A 12,466-nucleotide genomic window follows, 5' to 3' on the forward strand; every position below is an offset into this window, starting at 1 on the left:
AGTCCCACCAGCCTACCCCTCTGGACTAAACCCGCCGATGGGAGTAACTTACAACGTAAGCATACATTGTAAGTATGCAGCGAGCCGGTCGGAACCGGCATCTTCAGCAGGGGGAAACACATGTTGGCCATCACTCAGACGACGTACGGCGAGACCGACGTTCTCGCGCTCCGCGACATCGGCAAGCCCGCCATCGCCGCCGACGAGGTACTGATCCGCGTCCGCGCGGCCGGCGTGGATCGTGGGGTGTGGCACATCATGACCGGCCTGCCGTACCCGATTCGCCTTGCTGGGTACGGTTTCCGGGCGCCGAAGAACCAGGTGCTCGGCATGGACGTGGCGGGGATCGTGGAGGCGGTCGGTGCCGACGTGACCAGGTTCCAGCCGGGTGACGAGGTGTTCGGGGTCGGCAAGGGTGCCTTCGCGGAGTACACCACTGCCCTCGAGCGCAAGCTCGCGCCGAAGCCGGCGAACCTGACCTTCGAGCAGGCGGCTGTCGTGCCGATCTCCGGGATGACCGCCCTGCAGGGCGTGCGTGATCAGGGCGAGGTCGCGTCGGGTCAGCAGGTGCTGATCACGGGCGCGTCCGGTGGTGTCGGTTCCTATGCGGTGCAGCTGGCCAAGGCGTTCGGGGCCGAGGTCACCGGAGTTTCCGGTGCGAGCAAGATGGATCTGGTTCGGTCGCTCGGCGCGGATCACGTGCTCGACTACCGGCGCGACGACTTCGCGGCGGGACCGCAGCGGTACGACGTGATCCTGGACATCGCCGGAAACGCTTCCCTGTCACGACTTCGGCGCGCCCTCACGCCGAAGGGGACTGTCGTTGTCATGGGCGGCGAGAACGGCGGCCGGTGGCTCGGCGGCACCGATCGCCAGATGCGGGCGGTGCTGCTCTCGCCGTTCGTCAGTCAGCGCTTGCGGACGTTCGTCAACTCGGAGAAGTCCGACCATTTGATCGACCTCACGCCGCTGCTCGAATCCGGAGCGGTGGTACCGGCGATCGACCAGCGTTTCCCGCTGAGCGAGGTCCCCAAGGCCATTCAGTACCTGCTCGACGGCCACGCCCGCGGAAAGGTCGTCATCACTGTGGCGTAGGCGTGTGGAGACCAACGAGGTCGGCGCTCACCTGCCAGAGTCGTGTCGCGGTGGCTTCGTCGTAGCTGCGCTCGGAGGACTTCGTGGTCGCAGACTTGGCGAAGTAGCGGCCGGTCACGTGCTCCAGTTGCGGATCGGATGCGACGTAGATCGAGGTGGCGGCGCCCTGAGCCGGGCGTTTCATGAACGGGCGCAGCAGCGGTACCAGCAGTCGCTGCGTGCGGCCGGGATCCTCGCCGCCGAACCCGGTGCTTACCAAGCCGGGGTGTAGTGCGTTCGCCGTGACGGAGCTGCCTTGCAATCTCCTGGCCAACTCGTAGCTGAACAAGACGTTGGCGAGCTTCGACTGGTTGTAGGCGCGGGACCCGGAATAGTCGCGCTCGTTCTGCAGATCGTCGAAGTCGATGCGACCCATCGACTGAGCGTTCGACGCCACCGTGACGACGCGGGCCTGCGCGTTCTGCCGCAGCCGGTCGAGGAGCAGATTGGTGAGCAGGAACGGCGCGAGGTGGTTCAGCGCGAAGGTGTGCTCGAGCCCGTCGGCAGTGACATGCCGGGTATCCCAGTAGCCGCCGACGTTGTTCACCAGTACGTCGAGCCGCGGCAGCTTCCGCAGTACCTCGTCGGCAACCCGCCGTACCTCGGCTTGCGCGGACAGGTCCGCGACGAAGCCATCCGCTTGGCCGACAGCGCGGATCTCCCGTACTGCGTCGTCGGTCCGCGCACTGTCCCGGCCGATGATCGCGACGTGCGCACCCATCGTGGCGAGGCCGAGCGCGGTCGCCTTCCCGATGCCTCCGGTAGCGCCGGTGATCAGTACTGTCTTGCCAACCATCGACGTGGCCATGCGGCTCCGCTCTCGCTGCGATGCCCTCAGCATGTGCCCCTACCACCGGCCTGTCCACGTACGGAGCGACAATCGGGGGATGGCCAAACGTCGTACCCCTCAGCCCGTGGTGTCTCATCCGTCGCCCTGCCCATGCGGTCTGGACGCCACGTACGGCGACTGCTGCGGTGCCCTCCACCAAGGAAAGGCAGCAGCCACGGCCGAGCAGCTGATGCGATCCCGCTACACCGCCTTCGTCGTACGCGACGCCCGCTACCTGCTCCAGACCTGGTCAGCCGACACCCGACCGCCCACAATCCGATTCGACGACGACATCCAGTGGACCGGCCTGGAAGTCCTCACGACCACCGCCGGCACCCCGTTCCACACCGAAGGCACCGTAGAGTTCCGAGCCCACTTCACCCACGACGGCACCCCGGACACCCAACAAGAAGACAGCCACTTCACCCGCGAGAACGGCTTGTGGGTCTACACAAAACCCCTGCCTGAGGAGGAATCGTCATAGGAGTTCCCGGGTCAGGTTTCGCGCCAGGTTTCGGCGAAGGCCAGGGCTGCGGAGCTGCCGAACCAGCCTTCTGGGTGGTGGGGTTCGCCGTGGGCGGCGACGCCGTTCACGCGGACTGAGGCTGCGGCGCAGGGGCGGGCTACAGCTGAGGTTTCGAAGCCGGTCAGGTGGGTTGTGACCTGGAAGGTGTCGAGTACGTCGCGCCATTCGAGTTCGATCGTGGTGGTGGCGGTGACGCAGGTGATGCGGTGGAACAGGTCGCCGCCGGAGGCCTCGGCGAAGCGAGCCGGGGTCGGTGGGGCGGTCTCGATACCGCGGCCGCGGATCGTGTCGTAGTCGCGGTAGAAGTGCTCCCAGACGTACTCGGCCAGCTCCGGGTTGTCGGCGTACATCCCGATCGGCGCGTCGGACCCGAGTCCTGATGCGACCGGATCTGCCCAGATCAGGAGCGCGCGACCCGAGCCGACAGGGGAGTAGCGCGCTGTCCACATGCTCACCAGTACGACGATGTCGTCGCTGCCTGGGCGGTAGAGGATGATCATCGGATTCTCGCCGGCGATCTTGATGCCGCGCTGGATGATGGGCTCGACCATGCTGCCTCCTGGTCCGCGGTGCATCTCCGGTCGTCTCGAATGCTCCCACGGCGTGGACCGGGGCGAGGCCGGCGTCCGATACGCTAGGCTCCGCGCGGTTGGCCCCCGTAGCTCAGGGGATAGAGCAGTGGTTTCCTAAACCATGTGCCGCAGGTTCGAATCCTGCCGGGGGCACCCACCAAACTGCAGGTCAGGGGATGATTGGGCGCAGAGAGGCCCATGGAGGACCGGCGATCGTGGGGCCAAACGTGGGGCCGAAGTCGAGGCGACTCGTGTTGCCTGCAGTGGATACGGCTCGAAGTCCCTCCCTTGTCCGTGGTGACGGGTAGCTTAGAGAGGTGGAGTTGACCTCTCTATCCGGCCGACTGGGAGGCCGTACGCCAGCTCGTGTCCTCGAAAACGACCTCGGCCGCGTGTCCCGCCGGAGCCCGCTCCTTGACGTTCTCCGCTGGATCAGTCGTGGGTCGACTCGGGCGAAGTACCGGCTGGCTTGAGATTCCCCGGCTGCCCAATCCGTGGCAGGACACCATCACGGTTCGAACCGGCTGGCGTCAGCGGGCAGCCAACCTCGCGGCGCCGGGGACGATCTGGTGGTCGAATCGGCCGGCAGGTACACGGGCCGACGGCCGTCCCTGGTCAGCTGCCAAGCCTGCTGCAGTCAATCCGAGCTTCGGCTCAGGTCTCTCGGTCGTCAATCAGGGGCGCGGAACTGCACATTGCTTGGCCCATAGGTTGTGTACATCAGTGGGAAGTAGTTGCCCTTTGCAGCGGCGGTTTCTATGGCGGACCGCAGCGCCGTGCGCAGTGAGACACGACGCTCGCAGATTTCGTGGAGCCGCATCTGGCCGACGACATCCGCCAGGACCGCCTGAACGGGCCAGTCGGTGCCCACGAACGCCTGTGCACCCCACTGCTTGGTGAAGAACCGTACGAACGGCGCACCGATCAAGGCGTCACTCTGACCTGAAGCGCACGCGTTCAAGAAGACGACAGGATGGATCCCATCAACTTGCCCCTCTCCAAGCGCAACCAGCCATCACCGGTTCGGCTCGTTTCAAGCCGAGTTGACTCGGATCGATACCCCTTCGTTCCCATGGTGTTCCCGCGCTGGTCGGCCACCAGTGCACGTGGGCGCCGCGGCCAGAACGACGGGTCCGAGAGAGGGCGCATGTGTTCGTGGCGTTGGACGCAGCGCAAGCGGACTCGCTAATGTGCGCGGGCGACCGGACAGCCCGGAGAGCATCCGTTCCGGAAGTGGGTTCCATGGTCCCGAGTATCGCCAGCGCCATCGCCTTGGTGTCAGCAGACAGCAAGGCCTACACGATTGGCGCCGCGATGCCGGCCGTGTTGGGATTGGCCCTTCTGATCGGTGGGCTGGTAGCGCTCCTCCGCATCTATCGCCGCGACAAGGCCGCGCCGTCGCCGGCCTTGCCACCGCCAGTGCCGGGAACCGCGTCCCTTCCACATGCCATGGCGCCACACCGGCACGACGACGCGCCCCAAGCGTCAGGCGTGCAGAAGCCGAAGAACCGGGCCAAGGAGGTTGCGATCGCGTGCATCGCCGTCGGCGGAGTAATCGTCCTCGGCAGGCTGTCGAACGTGGTGCAGGCGGTCAGTACTGAGCCCGAGCGGCGGATCGTGATCGCCGAGACGGCCGGTGGGGTGCACCGCGTCCAACTCGCGCCGCAGGTCACCGCCGAGCTGGAGCAGCGGCGAGGCGCGGCCGCCAAGGAAGGCGTCGACGTCCAGTTCGGCGGGTACGCGCACCCCAAGGGCGGCGACGCTTTCGTGCTCTTTGTGGGGAGCGAGCAGCAGATTTCCGACCCGGAGCAGGGTATCAAGGAGTTCTTCGCCGGTGTCGCGAGCAGCAGCGGTGAACAGCCTAGGTTGACGGAGTACCCGGCCGGTGACCTGGGTGGCGAAGTGCGCTGCGCCGCCGGCACTGAGCTGCGCTGCGCCTGGGCGGACCGGAGCACCTACGGAGCGCTGACGGCACCTGACGTCACCGAGGCGGAGCTCGCCGCGCTGCTGGTCAGGATGCGTACTGACCTCGAGCAACCGAAGTAGCCACCCCGAACTGGTCCCCTGACATCCCAGGCCGCACGTTGCGGATCTCACGCATCAAGTTAGATGTTGTGATGACTACGGCCGGATCGCTCGACGCGACCTAGTCGTAGAGGCCGAGGAAGTTGCGTCCGCCGTGGCGGCGTGGTTCATAGTCCCGCAACCGACGCTCGGAGTCACAGCCCAGCAAGGTGCCTAGTACTCCGGCTCATCCGCCACCCACTGTGATCCGAGATCTGTCGTCTGGCGCACGTCGCTCGCATCCTCGCGACCAACTGGTGTGCGCGTCGCCGATCTGCCAACCGGGTAGCTCCTTGCTGAGCTCGTTGAGTCGCCGCTCTCTCTGATGTGGCGCGATCGTCGGCTGCACAGCGGCCCGCCGCAGTGCGGGTAGTTGGCCAGCGGCGTGCCCTAGGTCGTCGATCAGTCGACGACGGACCACGCCAACCGACTGAAGGACGGTGTCGGGATGGTGAGCACAGTCCACCAGCCCGACAGGCAACTCAAGCAACCGCACTAACTGCGACCAACGGATGAAAAGAGACCTGCATGCCGTAGTAGGCAGCCGACTGCAGCGTACTTATGGGTCCTTGAGTTGGCCCGTGGTTGCCTCTGGCAACCTTGCTAGACGTGAGTTCATGCCCACGATTGGGTGCCTCGCGGCCATCCTTCGGGTGCAACCTTGCGCTCGGTGCGAGCGCGCTCCGCCGCGTTCCCCCCGGATGTCACGCTATGCCCGCTCTCCCGCGCACGACAGAGAACAATCCAGCTCACAAACACGACGGGACAGGTCGGGACTGGGGGCCCATGACGTTGGGACTCGGGGGCGAGGAGGTTGGTACGCCGATTTCCATGACGAGCGGGAGGTCTTCGTCGTGTTTCCGGGAAGGTCCTTCCGCTATCCCCGCAGCGATGAGCACGGCCGTGTGGAAGCGCAGGCCCACGGCCGCGAGCTGGGCATTCCCGAACTGCAACTGGACTGGACGGACTGAGAAGGCCGGGCCGGGTGGAGCAGCCGGCCAAGCAAAACGCTCGACCGGGCAGTCCATTCGCATCATTTGGGGTTGAGCGCGCATCATCTCAGTAGATGCCTTTCCGGCGATGTGTGGTGGGGGAACGGTTATGAAGCTCGAGTTGCCGTGTTTTGGCGCGCCCATGGTCAGCGGGGGGCGGAAGGTGATGACGGCTCTTCTGGTTGTGCCCCTGCTGATCGCCGGTGTTGTGGTCAGCCTCCCCCCGGCGGACGCTGCCGAGACCGCGGTGGTGATTCCGGCGGGTTTCACGCCGGTGCCGATCGAGACCGGGCAGCCGGCCGCGAACCTGACGAACTTCGAGTTCCTGCCGGGCGAGCGGGTGCTGACGGTCGGGCGGGACGGCCGCTTGACCGTGGTGTCGGACGATGCGCCGCCGAGGACGCTCCTGACGATTCCGAACGTCACGCACACGGGTGACCTCGGTGCCCTCGGCCTCACGCTGGCTCCGAACTACGCCACGACGGGGCAGCTCTACCTGCAGTACGCCCGGACCACCGCGACCGGGAGCCGCGTGATGCGCGTCTCGCGCTGGACGGCCGCGCCGGTCGACAACCCGACCACGCTCGGCGCCGAACAGGTCCTGCTGGAGGCGCCGCTCACCAGCGTCTACCACGGCGGTGGGACGGTTCTGGTCGCACCGGACGGCAAGCTGCTGATCAGCATCGGCGACAACGCCGCGCCGCTCGCCTCCCCGAACCCCGAGGCCTTGCGGGCGCAGAGCCTGGACGGCCCCTACGGCAAGATCCTCAGAATCGATCCGGTCACCGGTGCCGGAGTACCGGGCAACCCCTACTACAACGCGGCATCCGCGTCGTCGTGGCGAAGCAGGGTCTACGCTTACGGCCTGCGCAACCCCTTCCGGATGTCGGTGGACCCGAGGAACGGGTGGGTATTCGTCGGCGACGTCGGCTGGACGCAGTACGAGGAGATCAATCTGCTGGCCGCCGGTAAGAACTACGGCTGGCCCTGCTACGAGGGACCCGGGCGGCACCCGGGGTACGCCAACACCGCGCAGTGCCAGCAGGTCTACACGCAATCGGTCCAGGGACCGCTGTGGAACTACGCGTCGCCCACCACCCAGTCGTCGATCACCGGCGGTACGTGGTACACGGGAACGTCCTACCCGGCTGCGTACCGGGACGCGTACTTCTTCGCGGACTACTCCCAGCAGAAGATCTGGACCATGATGATCGACGCACAGGGCAGGGTCACAAGGACCCCCGAAGCCGCGGCCTTCGCCACCGGTATCGGCGGGCCGGTCGCGCTGAAGACCGGTCCGAACGGCGACGTGTACTACGCGGACATCCTCTCGTCCAACCTGGTCCGGCTGCGCTACTCGGCCGGGAACCGAGCGCCTGTTCCGCGCGCCGGCACCACCGTGAACCCGGACACCTTGACGGTCACCTTCGACGGCTCGGCCTCGTACGACCTGGACGGCGACGACCTCACGTACACCTGGGACTTCGGCGACGGGAGCCAGGGAACGGGTGCGGTCGCAGCTCACACCTACGCGGCCCCGGGCAAGGTCAGCGCGACGCTCACTGTCAAGGATCCTCTCGGTGCCGCGGCGACCACCACTGTCACCGTCGTGCCGGACAACCACTCGCCGGTGCTCACGCTGACCGGGCCGGACAAGAAGTACGCCGTCGGGAACACCGTCTCCTTGAGCGCCTCCGCGAATGACATCGAGGATGGCGCACTCCCGGTGTCCTGGCGAACCGACCTGATCCATTGCGACACCGGCGGCGGGTGCCATCTCCATCCCGGCCAGACCAGCACGGGGCCGACCTACTCGGATCTGTTCGACGACCATGGCGACGAGACACGCATGCAGATCACCGCTTCGGTGGTGGACCAGGCCGGCGTGCGGACCGAGAAGGTGTACTCCGCCGAGCCGGACCTGCGCACGCTCACCGTGCTGGCCCCGGCACCGGTGCTCATCAACGGCGCCCAGCGGGTGAGCGTCAAGGTCGCGGTGAACTCGAGCAACGAGGTGTCCGCTCCCGGCGTGGCCGGCAGCACCGTGTTCACGGGCTGGTCCGACAGCGGGCTGCAGACGCACACGCTGAACATGCCCGCGGGCGACCGGACCCTGACGGCGCACTACGCCAAGTTCGTACCCGGTCGGTACGGCGACTACAACGGTGACGGGCGCACCGATCGGACGGTCTTCCGTCCGTCCACGGCGACCTGGTTCGACCCTGGGTTGTTCAACACCCAGTACGGCGGTGCCACCGACCTGCCGGTCCCCGCGGACGTCAACTCCGACGGGCGGACCGACGTGGTGAGCTGGCGTCCGTCGGACGGGATGTGGCAGGCGCGCGGACTCTTCGACATCCGTTGGGGCGGGAACGGGGACGTCCCGGTCCCGGGTGACTACAGCGTCAACGGCCGTACCGACCTCGCGATCTGGCGACCCAGTACAGGTATCTGGTACGTGCGTAACGTCCTACAGATTGAATGGGGTGGGCCGAGCGACGTGCCGGTACCGGGCGACTACAACGGTGACGGCAAGATGGAACTCGCGATCTGGCGCCCATCGACCGGCATGTGGTGGATTCGTGGCCGAGCAGCCATCCATTGGGGTCAGGCCGGCGACATCCCGGTCCAGGCCGACTACAACGGTGACGGCCGAACCGACCTGGCCGTCTGGCGTCCCTCGACCGGCGGCTGGTGGATCAACGGCCGCCCGAGCCAGAACTGGGGAGTCAACGGCGACATCCCCCTCACCGGCGACTTCAACGGCGACGCCCGAACCGACCTGGCCGTCTGGCGCCCCTCGACCGGCGTCTGGTGGATCAACGGCACCCCCGCATTCCGCTGGGGCGAACCCGGCGACCGCCCGCTACCCCGCCCCCTTGGCGCCAGGTAGCCCTCTCCGCCCCGCCTGAACTGCTTCCGGCGGGGCGGCGGCGGCGGAGCTGTGTGTGGGCAGACGGAGTTGTCAGGTGCTGGGCTCTCTAGACTGAATCACGACGAGGGGAAGGGATTCAGTTGATCCAAGCGGACACGTCTTTCGGCCGGATCCTCGGCGCCGGCGTCCGGGTGCTCGACGACGATACGACCAGCGCCCCGGGCTTCACTACAACGCGACCACGTTCGACTACATTCGACATGCTTCGACTGTCCAAGCAATCACCCGACTTGACGTCCGACGAAGCCTTATATTGAGCGCCGGGCCGTCTTACGAGCAGCGTGGCCCGGGCCTCAACGTCGTCCAACGCACCCACGCTGAATCCGGAGCTGGCGTACGCTGAAGCTGTGTGCGCTCGGCGTTCACAAGCCGAGCGAGCAACGCAACTCAGCGACCGACGCGCGGTTTAAAAGGGGCAATGATGTCCTAGTACTCAGCCTCTTTAGGCGTCAACAGCCTGTGTTTGAAGGGCGTCAGGCCGCCACTGGCCAACCCTGTTCGGCTCCATTTCGCACCACGATTGATCCCACGCCGACAGGAGCGGGGACAGGCACGCTCCGTGTGTCTGGGTGCCGTTCGTCTCGGTGCAGGGGTGCCTCCCTCGGACGGTCTCGACGGGCACCACCGCTTCGACGGCAGCTGCTGCTCTACCGTTGCCGAGCGACTCAACGCTGTTCGTGCTCGCAGCGGATTGGCTCATGTAGGGTCGCTGGCTGCTGGTGGGGTGTCGGTCGCTGTCTGGGAGGCTCGGGTGCCTAAGCGGTTTGTCAGTCGGTTGGTAACGGCCGGGATCCTGTGCGTTGCCCTGGTCGCTTGTTCCGGTGAGGTGCAAGCGGAGCCGGTGTCAACGCCGTCGCCGACCCTCTCTGGCTCGGCCGCGGACAAGGCTGCTGTGACCGAGGCGTTCTCTTCGTACCGTGAGGCCCTGCTGGCGAAGGATGGCAAGACCGTGGCGGCATTGCTTACGGCGGAGAGTCTCGAGTACTTCGCAGCGACCAGGAAGCTGGCCCTGACCGCGCCGGAGTCCTATCTCCGACGTGCCAGGATGAGCGACCAACTGGCCGTGATCTTCCTGAGGGCGACGGTTCCGGTCGAGCACATCCGCGGCTGGTCGACGACTCAGTTGGTCATTCATGCGGTGCAGCGAGGGCAACTCAATGCCGCGGCCGTGGAGCGGATGTCCGCGGGGCCGGTCGAGGTCGCCGGCGACATCGGCACGGTGTCGATGACGCTGGACGGCAAGGAGAGCGGGGTCTCCTTGACCTTCTACCGAGAGAGCGGCCAGTGGAAGTTCCGCTTGATACCACTGCTGGAGGCAGCCGAAAACGCACTCCGGGCACGCGTTGAGGAACAACACATCACCGAACGCCGCTTGGTCGACCAGTCCCTCGCCGCAACCCTGTCCCCCGAAGAACTCCGCGCCGCCTGGCTCCCGGCCGGCTGACACCTCGGCAAGCCGTACCGGCCGGAACGCGGAAAGAGTCCGGCCGGCGGGCGCCGATCTCGGCGGTGGCTTAAGGTCGCGTGATGCGCACCCTCCTCGCCGCCCTGATCGGTCTCGGCGCGGCTACCGGGTGCGCCTATCCAGTAGCCGGTGCCGACCCGGCTAGGTCGAACCCGACGCCACGGACCACACCCACCCACGGTCCCGCCGCGGCGCAGCCTGCGACCGGCACGGCCAGGCTGATCTTGGCCGAACTCAGCCAGGTCCGTGTCATCGCCGCCCGGCCCGACGTGCCTGGATACAAGCGAGACCAGTTCGGGCAGACCTGGACCGACGACCACGCAGGCCGTGGTGGCCACAACGGCTGCGACACCCGCAACGACGTACTCGCGGCCCAGCTGACCGGGGTGCAGTATCGCGATCGCTCCAGATGCGTCGTCATCGCCGGCACCATGCCCACCGATCCCTACACCGGTCGGCGGATCGAGTTCCGCAAGGCCGCCGCGACCAAGGTGCAGATCGACCACTTGTACCCGCTGGCCCGGGCGTGGGACATGGGCGCGGCCGACTGGCCGCTCCAGCGCCGGGTCGACTTCGCTAACGACCAGGCGGCGAACCTGGTGGCCGTCGACGGACCGGCGAACGCCTCCAAGAACGACGATGGGCCCGGCGAGTGGCTGCCGATCAACCGCAGCTACAGGTGCACCTACGTCCTGCGATACCTCCAGGTCGCCAGCAAGTACACGCTGCCGATCACCGCAGCCGATCGCGACGCTGCCCACGCGATCACCCGATCCTGCCCTCAGGAAGCCGAGCTAGCTCGCCGCCGAGCACGCGGGCCAACAATCAGGCTCGAGAAGCCCAAGTCCGCTGCGGCTGGCGTGATGCCAGGCGAGCTCAGCAAGCTGTGTCAGCTCGAACCCTGAGCCTGCGGCTTAAAAGGGCGCGCGATGCCGTAGTACTGGCCCACTCTAAGCTTCGCCAGTAGCGCCGAGAGCCGCTCTGGTCGCCTTCAGCAACTCTAGTTGGAGGAAGTTCGCGTCATGAACCGTGTCACGCGTTGCTGCCGCAGGCAGGGACCATTGGTACTGCGGTGTCGCGGCGTGTGATGCTCCGTGCGACCTCGGCACCTGCCAGCGGCTTCTGTGCCGGTCGGTAGTGACTTGCTGGACTCAGTCGTCGGTCTTCTTCGCTCGTGGCCAGTGTGTATGTTGGCGACGGCCTTGGATGTCGACAAAGGTGACGTCGGCTGCGATGGCCGCGAGCCGTTCGTCGGTGGCTTCATCCCATTGCATCTCCAGTCTGCGTTCCCACGTGCGGTGGGCACCGCCTGCGATGACCGGCTGATGCACGACGAGTTCTTTACCTGACTCGGTCCGAGTGTTGCCGCGAAGCCTTGCGAACTCGACCGGGAAGCTCATGGTCACCTTGACCCAGTTGATCGGGAACTTGCCGGGGTTGTGGACGTCGATCGCGTACCTCCAGACTGCCAGCCCGTCTCGGACGTCTGAGTCTCGTGGGTTGGAAATAGGGCGCCACGATGCGCAGACGCCTTGGATCTCGAGGTCGTGCTCCCGTTTGCGGTCCTTTCGAAACTGGAGCAGCTGATAACCGGCAAAGAAGAGGCCGATCGCGGCGATGATCGCCGAGGAGAGCGCGATTCCTTCGGCCATAACCACTCCGTTCGTTGGTGCCGGCGGCAGCCTGGGCCCTGCGGCCAGGGGGAGACGATTGCGGACGGTTCCGCCATCCTTGAGTGAACATGCTAAAGCGGGTGTCCGACTAGCGGCATAACCGGCCACGGACCTGGTTCAGCCGCTGCCGCACGGCAGGGTTCTTTGAGTCGCTGGCTGCCCGAATTCCTGACGTCCTTGCGTGGGTGACGTGGGACGAAGTCCGGACTATCGTCGGCACCGGGAGAGAAGCGTTTAGGGACGCGCCGGCGGGACTGGGTCGCACGGTGGAAAGGC

Annotated in this window: 10 protein-coding genes and 1 tRNA gene; 7 read left to right on the forward strand and 4 right to left on the reverse strand. The window is 66.4% G+C overall.

Annotated features, from left to right (window positions below; all coding sequences use genetic code 11):
• The first annotated feature begins 120 nt into the window (after nucleotides 1–120).
• On the forward strand, nucleotides 121–1,095 hold the full coding sequence (locus ACIBG5_RS38585; protein WP_396396805.1) for an NAD(P)-dependent alcohol dehydrogenase: 975 nt from the start codon (nucleotides 121–123) through the stop codon (nucleotides 1,093–1,095).
• On the opposite strand, the gene ACIBG5_RS38590 is transcribed toward ACIBG5_RS38585, so the two are convergent.
• Nucleotides 1,082–1,942, reverse strand: a complete 861-nt coding sequence (locus ACIBG5_RS38590) for an SDR family oxidoreductase (RefSeq protein ID WP_396396806.1) — start codon at nucleotides 1,940–1,942, stop codon at nucleotides 1,082–1,084. The genes ACIBG5_RS38585 and ACIBG5_RS38590 overlap by 14 nt on opposite strands.
• A gap of 79 nt (nucleotides 1,943–2,021) precedes the next feature.
• Here ACIBG5_RS38590 and ACIBG5_RS38595 point away from each other — a divergent pair, with 79 nt between their 5' ends.
• Complete coding sequence (locus tag ACIBG5_RS38595) at nucleotides 2,022–2,447, forward strand: YchJ family protein (RefSeq protein WP_396396807.1); 426 nt, start codon at nucleotides 2,022–2,024, stop codon at nucleotides 2,445–2,447.
• 11 nt (nucleotides 2,448–2,458) lie between these two features.
• On the opposite strand, the gene ACIBG5_RS38600 is transcribed toward ACIBG5_RS38595, so the two are convergent.
• Nucleotides 2,459–3,040 carry a hypothetical protein gene (locus ACIBG5_RS38600; protein ID WP_396396808.1) on the reverse strand — a complete coding sequence of 194 codons (582 nt, stop codon included), beginning with the start codon at nucleotides 3,038–3,040 and terminating at the stop codon, nucleotides 2,459–2,461.
• Nucleotides 3,041–3,141: 101 nt separating this feature from the next.
• Here ACIBG5_RS38600 and ACIBG5_RS38605 point away from each other — a divergent pair.
• A tRNA-Arg gene (locus ACIBG5_RS38605) sits at nucleotides 3,142–3,214 on the forward strand.
• Between the two features lie 517 nt (nucleotides 3,215–3,731).
• Here the strand turns inward: ACIBG5_RS38605 and ACIBG5_RS38610 are convergent.
• On the reverse strand, nucleotides 3,732–3,989 hold the full coding sequence (locus tag ACIBG5_RS38610) for a hypothetical protein (RefSeq protein WP_396396809.1): 258 nt from the start codon (nucleotides 3,987–3,989) through the stop codon (nucleotides 3,732–3,734).
• A 314-nt stretch (nucleotides 3,990–4,303) separates the two neighbouring features.
• On the opposite strand from ACIBG5_RS38610, the gene ACIBG5_RS38615 reads away from it, so the two are divergent.
• The 4 genes from ACIBG5_RS38615 (at nucleotide 4,304) to ACIBG5_RS38630 (ending at nucleotide 11,422) form a co-directional block, all read left to right on the forward strand.
• Nucleotides 4,304–5,107, forward strand: a complete 804-nt coding sequence (locus tag ACIBG5_RS38615) for a hypothetical protein (RefSeq protein WP_396396810.1) — start codon at nucleotides 4,304–4,306, stop codon at nucleotides 5,105–5,107.
• 1,176 nt (nucleotides 5,108–6,283) lie between these two features.
• Entirely contained in the window at nucleotides 6,284–9,010 is a 2,727-nt protein-coding gene (locus tag ACIBG5_RS38620; RefSeq protein WP_396396812.1) for a PQQ-dependent sugar dehydrogenase, read from the forward strand.
• Nucleotides 9,011–9,893: 883 nt separating this feature from the next.
• Complete coding sequence (locus ACIBG5_RS38625) at nucleotides 9,894–10,496, forward strand: hypothetical protein (protein ID WP_396396814.1); 603 nt, start codon at nucleotides 9,894–9,896, stop codon at nucleotides 10,494–10,496.
• An 83-nt stretch (nucleotides 10,497–10,579) separates the two neighbouring features.
• Complete coding sequence (locus tag ACIBG5_RS38630) at nucleotides 10,580–11,422, forward strand: HNH endonuclease family protein (RefSeq protein WP_396396815.1); 843 nt, start codon at nucleotides 10,580–10,582, stop codon at nucleotides 11,420–11,422.
• 246 nt (nucleotides 11,423–11,668) lie between these two features.
• On the opposite strand, the gene ACIBG5_RS38635 is transcribed toward ACIBG5_RS38630, so the two are convergent.
• Nucleotides 11,669–12,169 carry a hypothetical protein gene (locus ACIBG5_RS38635; RefSeq protein ID WP_396396817.1) on the reverse strand — a complete coding sequence of 167 codons (501 nt, stop codon included), beginning with the start codon at nucleotides 12,167–12,169 and terminating at the stop codon, nucleotides 11,669–11,671.
• Between the last annotated feature and the right edge of the window lie 297 nt (nucleotides 12,170–12,466).

The organism is Kribbella sp. NPDC050241 (assembly GCF_044459685.1).
Taxonomy (GTDB): domain Bacteria; phylum Actinomycetota; class Actinomycetes; order Propionibacteriales; family Kribbellaceae; genus Kribbella.